17 protein-coding genes are annotated in these 15,300 nt (G+C 53.8%); 6 read left to right on the plus strand and 11 right to left on the minus strand.

Features of this window, described 5'->3' with window-relative positions:
- Window positions 1-193: 193 nt before the first annotated feature.
- Window positions 194-1,477, plus strand: a complete 1,284-nt coding sequence (locus tag HOL66_14705; GenBank protein MBT5245485.1) for an aminotransferase class III-fold pyridoxal phosphate-dependent enzyme — start codon at window positions 194-196, stop codon at window positions 1,475-1,477.
- Between the two features lie 6 nt (window positions 1,478-1,483).
- Here HOL66_14705 and HOL66_14710 read toward each other — a convergent pair whose 3' ends face one another.
- The 7 genes from HOL66_14710 to flgB are packed head-to-tail and all read right to left on the minus strand — an operon-like array spanning window position 1,484 to window position 7,372.
- Window positions 1,484-3,997 (minus strand): PAS domain-containing protein, encoded by a 2,514-nt coding sequence (locus tag HOL66_14710; protein ID MBT5245486.1) that lies wholly within the window; start codon window positions 3,995-3,997, stop codon window positions 1,484-1,486.
- Between the two features lie 26 nt (window positions 3,998-4,023).
- Window positions 4,024-5,121, minus strand: a complete 1,098-nt coding sequence (gene flhB, locus HOL66_14715; GenBank protein MBT5245487.1) for a flagellar biosynthesis protein FlhB — start codon at window positions 5,119-5,121, stop codon at window positions 4,024-4,026.
- A 3-nt stretch (window positions 5,122-5,124) separates the two neighbouring features.
- Window positions 5,125-5,886 (minus strand): flagellar type III secretion system protein FliR, encoded by a 762-nt coding sequence (fliR, locus tag HOL66_14720; GenBank protein ID MBT5245488.1) that lies wholly within the window; start codon window positions 5,884-5,886, stop codon window positions 5,125-5,127.
- Between the two features lie 8 nt (window positions 5,887-5,894).
- The gene (gene fliQ / locus HOL66_14725) at window positions 5,895-6,161 is read right to left on the minus strand and encodes a flagellar biosynthesis protein FliQ (protein ID MBT5245489.1); all 267 of its coding nucleotides are present in this window, start codon (window positions 6,159-6,161) and stop codon (window positions 5,895-5,897) included.
- A 9-nt stretch (window positions 6,162-6,170) separates the two neighbouring features.
- Window positions 6,171-6,488: a flagellar hook-basal body complex protein FliE gene (gene fliE / locus HOL66_14730; GenBank protein MBT5245490.1), complete on the minus strand. Its 318-nt coding sequence runs from the start codon at window positions 6,486-6,488 to the stop codon at window positions 6,171-6,173.
- A gap of 27 nt (window positions 6,489-6,515) precedes the next feature.
- Complete coding sequence (flgC, locus tag HOL66_14735; GenBank protein ID MBT5245491.1) at window positions 6,516-6,929, minus strand: flagellar basal body rod protein FlgC; 414 nt, start codon at window positions 6,927-6,929, stop codon at window positions 6,516-6,518.
- A gap of 38 nt (window positions 6,930-6,967) precedes the next feature.
- The gene (flgB, locus tag HOL66_14740) at window positions 6,968-7,372 is read right to left on the minus strand and encodes a flagellar basal body rod protein FlgB (protein MBT5245492.1); all 405 of its coding nucleotides are present in this window, start codon (window positions 7,370-7,372) and stop codon (window positions 6,968-6,970) included.
- A 227-nt stretch (window positions 7,373-7,599) separates the two neighbouring features.
- Between flgB and HOL66_14745 the strand changes: the two genes are divergently transcribed.
- Genes HOL66_14745 through HOL66_14765 form a run of 5 tightly spaced genes read left to right on the plus strand, consistent with a single transcriptional unit; the run spans window position 7,600 to window position 10,328 of the window.
- Complete coding sequence (locus tag HOL66_14745; GenBank protein ID MBT5245493.1) at window positions 7,600-7,977, plus strand: flagellar protein FhlB; 378 nt, start codon at window positions 7,600-7,602, stop codon at window positions 7,975-7,977.
- On the plus strand, window positions 7,974-8,300 hold the full coding sequence (locus tag HOL66_14750; protein ID MBT5245494.1) for a hypothetical protein: 327 nt from the start codon (window positions 7,974-7,976) through the stop codon (window positions 8,298-8,300). The genes HOL66_14745 and HOL66_14750 overlap by 4 nt, the downstream gene beginning before the upstream one ends.
- Window positions 8,301-8,305: 5 nt before the next feature.
- Complete coding sequence (locus tag HOL66_14755) at window positions 8,306-8,731, plus strand: FliO/MopB family protein (protein ID MBT5245495.1); 426 nt, start codon at window positions 8,306-8,308, stop codon at window positions 8,729-8,731.
- Window positions 8,728-9,483, plus strand: a complete 756-nt coding sequence (gene fliP, locus HOL66_14760) for a flagellar type III secretion system pore protein FliP (GenBank protein ID MBT5245496.1) — start codon at window positions 8,728-8,730, stop codon at window positions 9,481-9,483. The genes HOL66_14755 and fliP overlap by 4 nt, the downstream gene beginning before the upstream one ends.
- Window positions 9,484-9,494: 11 nt before the next feature.
- Window positions 9,495-10,328, plus strand: a complete 834-nt coding sequence (locus HOL66_14765; GenBank protein MBT5245497.1) for a hypothetical protein — start codon at window positions 9,495-9,497, stop codon at window positions 10,326-10,328.
- A gap of 94 nt (window positions 10,329-10,422) precedes the next feature.
- Here the strand turns inward: HOL66_14765 and HOL66_14770 are convergent, their stop codons facing one another.
- The 4 genes from HOL66_14770 to HOL66_14785 all read right to left on the minus strand — a co-directional run bounded on the left by HOL66_14770 (window position 10,423) and on the right by HOL66_14785 (window position 15,291).
- Window positions 10,423-10,653, minus strand: a complete 231-nt coding sequence (locus HOL66_14770; GenBank protein MBT5245498.1) for a hypothetical protein — start codon at window positions 10,651-10,653, stop codon at window positions 10,423-10,425.
- A gap of 27 nt (window positions 10,654-10,680) precedes the next feature.
- Window positions 10,681-10,911 carry a hypothetical protein gene (locus tag HOL66_14775; protein MBT5245499.1) on the minus strand — a complete coding sequence of 77 codons (231 nt, stop codon included), beginning with the start codon at window positions 10,909-10,911 and terminating at the stop codon, window positions 10,681-10,683.
- Between the two features lie 130 nt (window positions 10,912-11,041).
- Complete coding sequence (locus HOL66_14780; GenBank protein ID MBT5245500.1) at window positions 11,042-14,587, minus strand: tetratricopeptide repeat protein; 3,546 nt, start codon at window positions 14,585-14,587, stop codon at window positions 11,042-11,044.
- On the minus strand, window positions 14,587-15,291 hold the full coding sequence (locus tag HOL66_14785; GenBank protein MBT5245501.1) for an OmpA family protein: 705 nt from the start codon (window positions 15,289-15,291) through the stop codon (window positions 14,587-14,589). Before HOL66_14785 ends, HOL66_14780 begins: the two co-directional genes overlap by 1 nt.
- Between the last annotated feature and the right edge of the window lie 9 nt (window positions 15,292-15,300).

Below are 15,300 nucleotides of genomic sequence, written 5' to 3' on the forward strand. Positions count from 1 at the left end.
TAATGCATTGAAAATAAAGTATTATTTCGTTCATGTTCTTTTTTAGTTCTGCAATAACATGAGTCCATCAATGGGATATTGTTTTAAGCATTAAAATGCCAGGAGAGGCGACTCGCGCGCAGTTTCCCGGTATTCCGGCGGGGTCTTTATGCATATGGTGTAACTGCGTACACATTTCAGGCAGGATTCTTCCATGAGCAACACCCCCAAGCGCGCACTGGCGGCTTTTACCGGCGGTATTTCCAATGGCGAGTATGGTCTTGAGGCGGCTGATATCGTCGCCATGGAGCGTGGTCAGGGGTGTCATTTGTGGGACACGTCGGGCCGCGAGTATCTGGATTTTTCCATGGCCTGGGGCTCCTGTCTGGTTGGTCACGCCCGGCCAGAGGTCGTAGAAGCAGTCACCCGACAAGCACCGCTGGGTTCCAACTTCGCCTTTCTCAACGCACAGGTCATGGAGTTGGCCGAGGAAATTCAGTCCGTTAGTCCTGCCGCCGAACGCTTACGCTTTTGCGCTTCGGGCACGGAAGCCACCATGTACTGCCAACGGGTTGCACGCGGCTATACGGGCAGGCGCAAAATCCTGAAGTTCGAGGGAGCCTACCACGGCGCCAACGAGACCGGTGTGACCAGCCTGTTCCCTAACAAAATGCTCGATTTTCCGACCCCGGAACTGACCAGCGCCGGCACCCCGCACGTTGCCGACCTGTTGCTTGTCGCCCCTTACAACGATCTGGAAACGACGCGCGCCATTATCGAAGAGCACAAGGCCGACATCGCCGCCGTCATCATGGAACCCCTGCAACGTTGCACACCACCACTGGAGGATTTCCTTGAAGGCGTGCGAGCCCTTTGTACGGATAACGACATCCTGTTGATTTTTGATGAAGTGGTGACAGGTTTCAGGCTCGCCTACGGCGGCGCCCAGGAATATTACGGCGTCATCCCGGACCTGATCGCCTACGGCAAGGCGATGGGTGGCGGCTATCCGATTGGCGCTTTTGGCGGTCGGGCGGAGGTCATGGAGATGGTCAACGAGCAGCGCATCGGCGGTAATGACTATGTGTGGATGGCCTCGACACTGGGCGGAAATCCCGTCTCGTGCGCCGCCGCCCTGGCTGCCTTGTCGGTCTACAGGCAACCAGGAACATACGAGCGCCTGCATCAGCTGGGGCGGACCTTACGAAGCGGCATGGCTGATATTCTTGAGAAGCGACAAATCATCGGCCAGATCATCGGCGACGGGCCACTGGCACAGGTGGTGTTCACGGACGCCCCGGCTATCAACTACCGGGGCACCTTCAAGGGCGACAAGAAACTGGCCCGGGCGACCATGCTGGCGCTGTTCAGAAAAGCCGTGTTCCTGAACCCCATGGGCACCAAGCTCTACCTGTCCATCGCCCACGACGAGGCGGTGATAGATGAGTTTCTGGGGCGATTTGACGAGGCTTTGGGCGAGGCTGCGGCCAGTGTTTGAAAAACCCTACCCGCCCATCACATCCTTAACCTTGCCGGCCAGGTCTTTCAGGCTGAACGGTTTGGCCAGGAATTCGATGCTGGTGTCGCGTTCAACGTCTTCGGCGAAGACCTCTTCTGAATAACCCGACATCAGGATGATCTTGATGGTCGGCATTTCGTGGCGGATCAACTGGACCAGGGTGTGACCGTCCATGCCAGGCATGACCACATCGGAAATGATCAGATCAATGTTGTGGTTGGCGCCGTTGTTGATAACGTCCAGTGCTTCCTCGCCGTCACCCGCCTCAAGAACATGGTAGCCCTTGTTGCGAAGGGCACGGGCGCCAAACATACGGACCGCGTCGTCGTCTTCGACCAAAAGCACCGTGCCCTCGCCGGTCAGGTCGCCTTCGCTCTCCCCATCGGCGTGAATGGCGGCGGGGGCGCTCGCAAGTTCTGCCGCCGTTTCCTCGTCGGCCATGAAGCGCGGCAGATAGATGCTGAACGTGGTGCCTTCGCCCGGCGCGCTGTCGACGAAAATATAGCCGCCGGTTTGATGAATAATGCCGTAGACGGTCGACAGGCCCAGGCCCGTACCGGCACCGACTTCCTTGGTCGAGAAGAACGGCTCGAAAATACGTGACAGGTCTTCCTTGGCGATGCCGACGCCACTGTCAGAGACCTCGACCAGGACATAATCATCCGCCCGCATAACCTCGTGACCGCGCTGGGTGGCTTCGCTGACACTGACATTGGCGGTGCGAATTGAGACCGCACCGCCACCGGGCATGGCGTCGCGAGCGTTAACTGTCAGGTTGATAATGACCTGATCAAATTGCCCACGATCCACTTTAAGCAACCACAAATCGCGCTCGTGGTTCATTTGCAGTTCCATATTTTCGCCGATCAGGCGGCCCAGCAAATTGGACAGGTCCGACAGCGCTTCGGTGACATTCAGGATCACCGGCTCCAACTCCTGCTGACGTGAAAAAGCCAGCAACTGGCGAACAAGATTTGTCGCCCTGTTGGCGTTCTGCTTGATTTGCTGAATATCGGAAAAGGACGGATCATCGGGTCCGTGACGCATCAACAACAAGTCGGAAAAACCGATCATTGCGGTCAACAGATTGTTGAAATCATGAGCCACACCCCCGGCCAACTGACCGACCGCCTGCATTTTCTGGGACTGGGCAAACTGTACTTCCAGGTTCTTGTGTTCTGTGGTGTCGATAAAGTGCAAAACAAGTCCCGAAACTTCGCCTGAATCATCTTCAAGACGGCTGGCGTAAAGGGAGGCAATCAGTTCGCGCTCGCCCATGGCCGGCATCCGAACCTCGAGGTGGGAGGCCGGCATGATTCCCATCACCACTTTCGACAGTTGGGCGGCCACGTCGCCACGGTCTTCCTTGCTGATTTGCTCGGAAAACGGCCTGCCAATAACCGAGTCCTGATGAATGCCGCGCAATTTCAGGAAGGCGCGGTTGGATTCCGTCACATTACCCTGCAGGTCGAGTAGCACGATGCCAACCGGCGCCTCGTCGAACAACCAGCGCAATTTATGGGAATTCCCGACCGCCGAGGAGGACATCGGCAAGCCCTGTACCCCGGTCTCGCCACGCCAGGTCAAATCCCTGAGCAACACCGAACGGCTGTAGATCATGTCGCCATTTTCGTCGAGCTGTTCGGACTGTACCAGGCAAGCCTTGAACAGGCTGCCGCTGGGTCCGCGCAGGGTCACATCGCCGCTGACCCCTGATTCGGACGAGCCGGGAGCGGCGTCCGCACTTCCGGCGACAACGAAATCTGAAAAGCGCAAATTTTGGGCACGCAGATCTTCGGCTGTAACACCTAACCACTCAACAAATTTGTTGTTGGCGTAAAGAATATTGCCATCGCCATCGGCCGAGAAAAAGGCGGCTGGAAGATTATCAAGAAAATCGGCGAATGTTTCCCCTTCCCGCGCCCGTGCCGCGTCCATTTCACGGCGCGCCGTAATGTCCCGGCTGCGCCACAGGACATGCCCATGGCGGGCTCCCGGTATATGAAAAGGCTGGGCCGATATCCTGCGCCATTCAAGTGCCCCTGAAGCGCCTTTGATCGACAGTTCGCAATGGCCAGTCCCACCGGCATTGGCCGTGGCTCGCAAGCGGGCAAATTCATCAAGCGCGCTCTCACCGCCTTCCAGCAATTGCGCCAGAGTACCCAAATGATCAATCCGGGTCGGGAACAGTGAAGAGAAGGCCGGGTTGGCATAGACCAGCGGGGTTTCGCCATCAACAGGCAAGGCGGTCACAAAGACAGCCTCCGCGCTGTTATCGATGGCGGCGGCGACAACGTTCTCTATCGAGGTTTCGCGAAGCACTTGATAAAACAACCACAGGGCGGCTGCAAATGCCGCCCCGGCAAGGGCCGTCATGATTGTCAGGAATACACCGCTCGTATTCAGCGCGCCAATGACAATAATGACGCCAAGCAGGCAAAACCCGATGCCGTAAATAATTTGATGAGGCAATCCAAAAGCCAGACCCGCTCTGCTCACGACATCCTGTGTTAACGGCTCATTTTTCACTGTGGCCCCGGCTCTATTACCTGCTGCGGCGGCAAGTCGCCACGCATACGCATGACATAGCCGATCACTTCGGCGACCGCCATATAATGTTCCTCCGGGACTTCTTCATCCAGCTCGACAGAGGCATACAGGGCACGCGCAAGCGGTGGATTTTCGACAATCGGGATATCATTTTCATCGGCGACTTCGCGAATCTTCATCGCCAGGGTGTCGACGCCCTTGGCAACCAACACCGGGGCGGTCATATCGGCCATCTTGTATTTCAGGGCAATTGCGTAATGGGTCGGGTTGGTGATCACAACATCGGCGTCAGGCACTGAAGCCATCATCCTCTGCTGGGCACGTTCCATGCGGATTTGGCGAATGCGGGCTTTCACCTGCGGGTCGCCTTCTGATTGCTTGCTCTCGTCCTTGACCTCCTGCTTGCTCATCATCATTTCTTTTTTCTGGCTGTATTTCTGATAAGCAAAATCGAGGCTGGCGATAACCGCCATGACACCAACAGAAGCCAGCGTGAACCACACGGAAATTGTCAGCAAGCGATCCAGCATGGCGCTCAGGGGGCGCTCCAGGAACAACGACATATCGGTCATAAACGGCCCGGCCACCGTGAGGCCGACAACCGTGACCAGGGTCAGTTTGAGTATGCCTTTGGCGAATTCATTGACAGAGCGTAGCGAAAACATCCGCTTCGCCCCCTTCAGGAGACTTATCTTGCTAACATCGGGAGCAATTTTTTTTGGCGCCCAGATGAAGCCTGTCTGGGCAACGTTTGCGACAAAAGCAAGCAAAACCAAGAGCATCAGGAACGGCCCAATGGCCATTGATATATCAATAAAAACCTGAAAAAACAGGAGTTGAAAATGCTCCCGGTCAAGCGGAACCGCTTCCGGCGCAAAAATGAATTTGGCTCCGATCATGCGAATGTCAGTTGCTATGCCAGGGGCAAGAATCAACAGGCCGAAAGCACCGCCAAGCAGAGACATCCAGCTTTTGATTTCCTGGGATGAAGCGACCTGACCATCACTGCGCGATTTTTCTTTTCGCTTGTCAGTCGGGTCTTCTGTTTTTTGGGCGTCGTCTTCATCAGCCATGTATCAAGGCTCCAGGAATACGATAATAGCGTCCTCGAATTGGGACAAAAAATACATCATCATCGCCGACAAAGATACCATCAGAAAAGACAGCTGACCGGCAATTTGAAGTGGCATCACGACAATAAACACCGGCAAAGCAGGCATCAATCGACCAAGAATACCCAGGCCGACATAGTAGACCAGCGCCGTCAGCAAGAACGGCGAGGATAACTGTACGCCAAGTTTGAAACTGTCGGCGAAACGCCGCGCCAGCATTTCCGAAAAATCACCAAACGACAGCGACTGACCGGGCACGAAAAGGCTATAGCTTTCGATAACCCCACGGATCATCAGGTGATGCAAATCAGTGACAATAATCAAGACCATGCCCAGCATACTTAAGAATGTCGCGATCAGTGAACTTTGCTGTTCGGCAATGGGGTCGCGGATCAGGGCGTTAGCCAGCGAGGAAAACAGGGCAATCAAGGTGCCGGTGGTTTGCAGGGCGCCAACGGTGATACGCGCCACCAGACCGATAAATAGGCCAACAGTAACCTCACTTAACAGCAACAGCATCATGTCTATTTGTGATCCTGGCGCCACTGGCAGACCCCCGACCAGCAGCGGCGTAATAATAAAACAGATCGCCAGGGCAATGGTCAGGCGCACTTTAACCGGAACGTAGGCCGTGCCAATTCCCGGCATCAACATAAACACTGTGCCGATCCGGGCGAACAGCAGGAAAAAAGCAAACAGGTTAATCTGGATCAGGTCTGACAGCATCCAGATCGCTACCCCAGGTTAGAAATTCTGTCGAACAGACCATTGGTGAATTCAATAATCGTTGTCATCATGAAAGGCAGGAAAACAACAACAGCCATAAAAATAACCAGGATTTTAGGAACGAACGTCAGGGTCATTTCCTGAATCGTCGTCAGGGCCTGAAATAAAGCAATGATCAGGCCGATCCCCAGTCCAGCCAACATGATCGGCCCGGATGTTTTGAGAATCACGAAAAGGGCCTGTCGCCCGACTTCAAGAACTGCGACCTCATCCATAACGTCACCCTATACCGGCATACGGAGGATTTCTCTGTAGGCATCAATGATTTTATCACGGATCGAGGTTACCGCGTGCAAGGTCGCCTCAGCTTCGGCAACGGCGGTGACCACCTGATTCATATCGGCCTTGTCCGTAATCGCGGCCATGGAAACCGTCTCACTGGTCTTTTGCACATTGATGGCCTGCTGCAGGGCGCCCTTGACCATATCGGCAAACGGGCTTGCTTCCGTATCACGGGCGCTTAAACCTTGCCCACCGCCCTGAGTCGCCTTGGCATAAGCCGATGCTACATTGGCTGCATTAGAAAGAGGTGCTATGGCCATGTTATTGCTCCTGTAATCTCAATCTTATTAACGGCTCAGAATATTGATGGTGCTCGACAACATCGCTTTTGACGACTTGATGACACTCAAATTAGCCTCGTAAGAGCGCTGCGCCTCGCGCATGTCCATCATTTCCATCATCGTGTTGACATTCGGCGTTTGCACATAACCATCAGCGTCAGCGGCCGGGTGGTTAGGGTTGAAGGATTTGGTAAATTCGGATTTATCCTCGATCACCTTGGCAACCTTGACCGTATCAAGGCCGATGGCGCGATCCAGCGTATTCTTGAAGGTAATAACCTTGCGCCGATAAGGAAGATCACCCGGCGACTGGGGCAAGGAGGATGCATTGGCGATATTTTCTGAAATAACACGCAAGCGTGAGCCCTGGGCGCGCATTCCGGCGGAAGAAATCCGCATCGTTTTCATAAGATCATCCATGTTATCTCATGCTTTCCCTAAATTTCGGTCTGTCGGCCTTACTTGTTGCCGATGGCCATCCTGATCATGTCCAGGTGTTTCTTGTAGAGTTGTGTCGTCAAGCTATGACTGATTTGCGTTTCATTGAGCTTGGCCATTTGTTCTTCGAGAATCACGGCGTTACCATTGGGTGCGGTTTCAAAGGGATTACGCTCGACTTGTGATGAAAAATCGCGGATACGACGGCGGTTGCCCTGGATATGCCCCGGCCCGTTGGCCTCAAGATTCAATTGAGACGCCTCATTACGCACCAGTTCCTTAAAGTTATAAGCCTTAAGATCACTGGCCTTGTATCTTGGCGTATCGGAATTGGCGATATTCTGCGCCAGAACTTCCTGTCGCTGGCTCAGCCAGGACAGCCGGTTCTTGACGATGCTAAAAAGCGTGAGTTTGCCTATTTCCATTATTCAACCAAACGTCTGTATTCCCAACGTCAGGTGCTCCCAAAGCACATGACAGATACCCATTAAGATCATCAGTATCGGACTCCAACGTTTAAGATTGAGTAAACGTCTGTAAAGACTCATAGATTTCGGCAGATGGTCCTTTTCGCGACCCCGCAGCCTTAAATATTTCTTAAGCATGTTGGCCCAGGATCACAGTTGGGAATACGGGGTTTTGGGCATGTGGTTTGAACATTTTGGCAAATGATGAAAACGGCTCAGGTGACGGAGCAAACAAGGGTGAAAAGCGCACCGACGCAGTCGCCGTCGCCCTTGAATATGATCCGGATTCAGAATTCGCCCCCAAGGTTGTTGCCGGCGGGCGCGGCGCCATCGCCGAACAAATACTGCAAATTGCTTTCGCCCAGGGCGTCAAGGTTCGCGAAGATGCCGATTTGGCCGAAATGCTCAGCGCCATTGATGTTGACAGTGAAATCCCGCTCGAGGCCTTCGCCGCCGTCGCTGAAATCCTTTCTTACGTCTACCGGGCCAACGGCAACATGCCTGACTTCATAAACGAAGAAGAGCCCTCCGATGACCCCGACACCCCGGGAGAAACACCATGAACAGCCAGAGCGGTGAGGACATTTTATTGCAAGCGGAGAAAATCTCCTCGCTGATCGCCGCCGCTCGCCATTTGATGGGTGAAGGAAAAACCGTAGATTTATCGAACCTGGAAGGCAAAATCAGCAGCCTGTGCAAGGGGGCCCAAAGCGCCCGACTGGACAATCCGGACGCGGTTAGCACAGCCCTGCAAGCCATTGTCGAAGACTTAAGCCAGCTTGATCAGGAAATGACCAGCCACCACGAAGAGGCTGGCGGACAATCATTGGAAGCCAGCATCAAACGCGCCATTGACGCATATGGCCTGGATAATGAAGAAAGTTAAAACCCATGGACGGCCTTGATTTTAACCTCGCAGATTACATGAAATTCGTTCTCGCCTTTATCTTCGTGCTGTCGCTAATCGGCCTTGCCACCGTTGCCGCCCGGCGCTTCGGCTTCGGTTTGCCAACGACGGCAAGAAATTCAGCCAATCGCCGTTTGGGTATTGTTGAAACCCTGAATGTCGATGGTAAACGCCGCCTGGTGTTGATTCGTCGCGACGATACCGAACACCTGTTGATGTTAAGCCCGACCAGCGAACTGCTGATCGAGAATGCCATCACGCCACCGCAAAACGCCTTCTCCAAGGCGCTCCATGAAGCCGCCAAGGCAACCCAGACACCACCGGAACCTCAAGGGCCGCCCCTGCCAAAGGCGCTGAAACCAGTGGATACAGTGTCTTCCGAAGATGCCGGGGTGGAGAAAAAACCATGAGCCGCCGCAAGTATCTTGTTTTATCGACCGTGACGGCCGCGACCCTTGGCATCATCTGGGTGGCTTTTCCTGAAAGCGCCGCCGCCCAGGCATTGTCACTGGATCTTGGCCAGGGCGGTTCGACAACCAGCACCATCGTCCAGTTAATCGCCCTGATCACGGTCCTGTCGCTGGCCCCGTCGCTGCTGGTGATGGTGACGTCATTTACCCGCATCGTCATCGTGCTGTCATTTTTGCGAACGGCCTTGGGCACACAGCAGACGCCGCCCAATCAGGTTCTGATTTCGCTAGCCCTGTTCGTCACCATGTTCATCATGATGCCGGTTTTCCAGGAGTCCTATGACACCGGCATCGCACCCTTGATTAACGAGGAAATTGACGAGTTCCAGGCCTTTGATCGTTCCATGCTGCCGGTTAAAAAATTCATGATGAGCATTGTTCGTGAACGCGACCTGACGCTCTTCGCCGATATCGCCAAGGTTTCCGATCAGGAAATTAAGGACACCATGCCACTGCGCATTCTGATTCCCGCCTTCATGATAAGCGAGCTTAGGCGCGCCTTTGAAATCGGCTTTCTGATCTTCATCCCATTCCTGATTATCGACATGGTCGTTGCCTCTGTACTGATGTCCATGGGCATGATGATGTTGCCGCCAATTATCATTGCCTTGCCTTTCAAGATCATCTTTTTCGTACTTGTCGACGGCTGGTACATGGTCATTGGATCGCTGGTGAGAAGTTTCGGGACCTGACGGAACCGGGTATGTTTGTCACTCTTGATGAAAAATCTGACTATGACGCCCAAAACGTTTTCAGAAGCGACGCGTGGGTCGATTATAGCGAACAAAAACTGAATGAATTCCTGTGCCAGGTTTTAGCCAGAAAACTGCAAATTCCACAGGCCTACAGTTTTCTTTCCGTTTATTCAAAACAGATATTCCTCCCCGCCGACCAAAGCAAGGCCCTTAAAATATTGGATCTTGGGGGTGGCGTTGGTCAGGTATTTCCGGCCTTGAGACACCTTATGAATGTGACCCGGGGAAAGATGGGCATAGATTACACGGTCATCGATAACGACAAAGCCTGCCAAAGGGGCAGAGAAATATTTTCCGGCAACAGGCCCATATACCTCGCTGACAGTGGCGCAAAAACCAGTATCAGCGAGATTCTTCTGGAGGCTGACAACGTACAATTCATAACCAGTCCAAATGACCTGGAAGCAGATATCGATGTCCTGATTTGCGCCATAACCCTTCCGTACATTGACAATTTATCAGCCATCATCGCCCTTATTGAAAAGAACAAACCCAGGTTCGTTTTCTTCACCTGTTTTTTGGCTCATGACGGTGACCAATCAATAAGTCTGGCCCAGATATTCCCCGACCACAGGGCCTACATCAACGTCACCGCTCACTCAACGACGCAGATCGCATCTTCCCTTGTGGATTTGGGATACCAGAGCATGACGGCGACGGGAAACTATGAAATCGAGGATGTTGAGGGTTTTTCTGAAACTTTTAAACAGCTTCATCCGGGTGTTCGCATGGTCGACTTATGTTTTTCCTCTAGTGTCCTACCCCAGAAATTCATGGCATGAATTTTTGGGATTAGCAGGCCACTAATCTATAAAATCTTGTGTGATGGTTCTAAAGTTCGACGCATTTAATGCGCCGAACTTTAGAACCATCACACTAGCGATAAAACTTGCCGAGTTTCGTAGCTATTTCAGCCCGTTCCTTGGCAATGGACTGCCGGTTTTGAATGATCCGCTTCAGGTCTTCCCCAAAACCCCAATCATGGCCCCCATTGCGTTCCATTTGGTCGTTATAGCGGCGTTGCTGGTGTTCAAATTCGGCATCGGCCTGTGCAAGTTCTTTATCAACTGCCTTGAGCCGATCAATCTCGAGCTCGTTCTTTGACATCAAAAACCTACTGTTCAGTTTGCTTCATCAGGCAGCCAGGTAGTGCTCATCTTTTTTCGCATTGGCATTTGCAGGCGTCTTTTTGAACATTTCGCTGACGGGTTTTTCTTTGCTGGCTGCGTCACTGAACAGGCTTTTGATAGCGCGGACAGCCTTGCCGAACAGGCGGGCAAGTTCCTTGGAGCGCGCATCGTGGGCGGCTTCCATCACCGCAGCATGGTGAAGCTGTAACAAGTGATCGTTGGCAATATTTTTCATCTTATGGCTCCTTGATTTGGATCAACATCAATTGTTGAATTTGATAAAGCCAATATAGGGTCTTTATATTTCGGGATAAGCGCCAATGCTGCAACGCAGCTTCACGTCTGACGCATAGCTTGGAGGAATTCTAGTTTATGGCGCTGAGTTTAAGTTCGTTCAGGCGCTCCTGATAGGCATCCATGAAAGTTTGGAAGTTCTCCACATCTGCTACCTTGCCGGCGATAGAGGAAAAACTGATCAGCCCCAGGGTCTGCGGGCTGGCAATCAGCCGGAAAGCGTCGCGAAACTGGGTGTCGTCCATGGCGACGCCAAAATCGCGGCGCAACCGGTCAATGCCGCGCTCATTGCCGCTTAATGTCATGGCGATGGCCTGGTTGAGCACAAAACCGCCTTGCAGATCATCCAGCGGCTGCCCTGCCTTGGCCTCATAAGTTCTAAGCAAGCGGCTGAGGATTTGTGAAGCCTGTACCCAGTCGTGTTCGTTCCAGAATATTTCCTGACGCAACAAGTCGGCATCCAGAGACTTATCGTCTTTAAGCAATGCCAGGGCATCTTCGATACGCTCCTGACCCATCAGTGAACGGGCCCTCAAATGTTGACGCTGAGCGGCAAGTTCTTCGGGCAGATCTTCGCCGTCTGACTCATCAAGGGTTTGTATGGCCTGCTCATATTCGTGGGCAAGAATGTGGACCAGCGCCAGTTGCGCCCCGACACGGGCCTTTTCCACCCCTTCCAGTCGGAATTCCACCTGCCCCTGCAAAAGGGCAGAGGCACGGTCGAGTAAATCAACATCGACAAGCCTGTCGGCAAGGCGGCGGATCATCTCATCCCCCTTCTCGCCCGGCGGTGTCAGTTCCTTGAATTCATCATACAGGGCGATGGCGGTGATCGGAGCCAGATCATCAGCTTTGTCATCAAGATACAGTCCGGCAAAAGCGTCCGTCATCTGTTGGGTCACTTCGGGAGCTTTTTCATTATCGCGAAAATGAGTCGCCGCCTGACGCATGGTCCGCAAACCATTCCGGTAATCGCCCACTGCCACATACAAATCACCCAGACGGCGCAAGAGTTCAAATTCAAACTCGCCGCCGCGCCACGCGAAGCGCAATTTTTCAAGCTCGATGATGGCTTCAAAATCGTCGATCTGTTTCAATTTCAGCAACAATTCGGTACGGGCAACGGCGGCCTTGGCCCGGCTTGGCCGGTGCGGGCCTTCCTGAACCTCTTCCCATTTACCGACAGCACCATCAAAATCGCCAGACAGTTCGAGCAATCGCCCCTCCACATAATCGATCTCGCTGGATTGGGCCGGGTTGGGGTTATCGGCGCGCATGGCCTCCAGATAACGGTTTGCCTGTTTGATGTCGCCAAGCTGGATGGCGGCGTCTGCAATCAGGGTTTCCAACGGGATTTTAAGGGCCCGCGGATAGGGCCGTGTGATTGCCGCCATGCGCCTGAGGTCAGCCGCCGCACCGTACAGATCACCTTCATAGGCCTGTAATGTAGCCCGCCAGAAACGGGCCTCGTCATTTTTATCCAGGCTTTCATGATGAAGATCTTCACGGGCATCATCATAGCGCGCCATCAACACGTTAATAGCCCCGCGCAGACCACGAAATTCTTCTGTTTCTGCAATTTCCGGGCGATTTTCGGCAACAATTTTAAGGACGCCAAGAGCCTCTGCCCCGAAACCATTGGCAAAATAGAAGCGGGCCACATCCATACGGGCTTTTTCCTGACCCGATGATGAAGCAGTCGCCGCCGCCATCTGATACTTCCACTTGTTTTCCTCGAAAGTATCGAGATTTGCCTGACGCCATCTGTCCAGATCAAACAAGCGGGTCAGCGAGCGGATCATCAGCCCGTCGCCAAGTTTTGCGTCCGCTGCCAGGGCTGCTGCAACCGGGGATATTTGCAAGCCAGAAGCATTGGTCACTTCGACCCCCTGACGCAATGGTCGGACACGCAAGTCGTCGGCACGAGGCTGAATGACCAACCCCTGGGAACTTGCCAGAATGCGGGCCTGAGGATAGTCGTGAGTCTGGGCGATGCCATAACCCAAAGGAATAACCGGGACCACGACAAGGGTATCGCCGATGGCAGGATCAGTCAGCACAATGGCGTTGCCGGGTTCCGTAATCGAAAGGAAAAGGCGCGCACCAATGGGTGAATTGGGTTGCGGGGTGACATCAATGACCGTCGTCGGGGCGATGGGTTGCTGGCGAAATTCCATAATCCAGGCCAGACCGTCGCGTTTCATGGTTGGGTTAATATTTGAAACCGTCGCCAACCTGAGCAACGTGGCGTTTTCATTGGGGACTTGTTCCAAAGAGCGGATGATGTTGCCGCCGGCAGCTTTCAGATCGGCTATATTCATCGTTGTATTTTTATCAAACACAATCCACAAATATCCTGCACGGCGGAATACGGCGGCAGCCACCGGTTCATCCCAATCGATGCGAATTCCAACGGCATCGGCGCCGCTCTCTACAGCCGAAGCCTTGACCGGCTTGCCCGTTGCGCCCGCTGCCACTGCCCCGGCGGCGACCGCTGATGAACCATCAAGAATTTTGATCCCGGCGATCTGGTTAAGGGAAGTCTGATCGGCTTCCGACAGGGCGCTTTTCTTGGTTCGATCAGGCGGGGTAAGCGCCGTCGGCTTACCGATTGCCGCTTGCTGGTCCGGTGCCGGTGCTGGTGCCGGAGCCGCTGGCTCTAGCGCGGCAACCTGGGCGACTTTCTCGACAGATTTTTCCGATACCACTGATTGCGCTGGCGCAGGAGTTAACACAGGAGCTGGCCCGGCGGCTGGCGCGGGTGCGGCAACTGTGACCTTTTTTTCAACTTCCTTTTTAGCAGGTTCCGGGGCCTTTTTTTCCACCTGCGCCACTTGTTTTGGAAGTGCCTCTCCGGTCGGCTTCATCACATCAACAATCACTTTAGAGCCGGAAAGGGAATCACGAACACGGGATGTCTCATCAACCGAGAATGTCACCGAAACACCGCCATCGGTCGCCTGGGAGCTGATCGCAGAAATGAGCTTCGGCGGACGTCGTTGCAACTTGGCAATTGCCAATTGTGCTGGTCGGGAAAAAATGATCGTCGCCGTCCCGCCTGCCTGTTCAAGCCGGTAAGGCACCTTGTTTGGCCAGTCAAAGACGATACGGGTGAAGTCCGTGTGGACACCACTGCGAACATTTACGGCGGGACCCCTGGTCGCTTTCTCAACAGGTGCGGCCGTTGGAGCGGGCGCTTGTGGTTTTGCAGCCTCTGCGGTTGCCGGCTTGGCTACAACTGCTTCAACGATATCGACTACCACAGCCGCCCCCATGTCGAAACCACGTGCCTCATACGAATCCTTCAGGCCAAATACAACGCTTTGACCATCGGCTCCGGGCGCGGCACTGCTCAGATACTTGGATAAATTCCTAACCACCCCTGCCAGGGCGGGTTCAATGGCCCGGCCAAAACTGACAACAAGTTGACCACCGTTTGTTTCAACCTTGTATGGCCCGGGCGAGGACCAGTTAAAAACAATACGACCATAACCTTCATGGGTAGCAGCACGCACCTTGACCGGCTCAGCCTTAACCGCCGTCACGCCAAGGGCGAGAATAGTCAGTCCGATGATCAGACCAGTTTTATAGCGACGATGAAGATGCCGGTTGCCCATCAAAATTCACCGACTGTCGGGAAAACCACGATATCAACACGGCGACCGAGGGTTCGACGTTCCGCCGCGGGCATATCGGGAAGTTCCTTGAAGCGGCTGTCGGCATAACCGAAAGCGACGATGTCTTCGGTGTAACCCGCACGCATAAGAGCGTTGGCCACCGCCGTCGCCCGGCCCATGGACAATTCCCAGTTTGATGTGTAGTCGCTGCCCGTGGGTGGTGCCGGGTCCGTATGGCCATTAATGCCAATCTGGTTGCCGATATTTCGCAGGACACCGCCCAGATTAAACAAAGCTTTTCTGGCGTTTTCGGCCAGCACCGCCTTGCCTGGCTGGAACAGAAGATCACCCGGCAGGGCAATGACAAGGCGATCCTCAAGCCGCATCAGTTGGGAAGAAGCCAATAAGTCATCCTTGGCAACCGCCTCATCAAGTACGGACGTCAAATAATCCAGATTGATTGCCCGCTTGCGGAACAAGGTGGCAATGTTAAAGCTGGCCGTAGCTGAAGATTGCGCCTTGGTACTTGATGGATTGAGGCTCTGTGACAGCGCGTCGATAACGTCGTTCCAGCGATCAACCTTGATATTGGACATGGAGAACAGCAGCACAAAAAAGGTCAGCATCAAAGATACCAGATCCGTGAACGTCAGCATCCAGGCAATATTCTTCTTGGACTCCATGCGGATGTCTTCTTCATCCATCTGGTTGTC

Source organism: Rhodospirillaceae bacterium (assembly GCA_018662005.1).
Lineage (GTDB): Bacteria > Pseudomonadota > Alphaproteobacteria > Rhodospirillales > JABHCV01 > JACNJU01.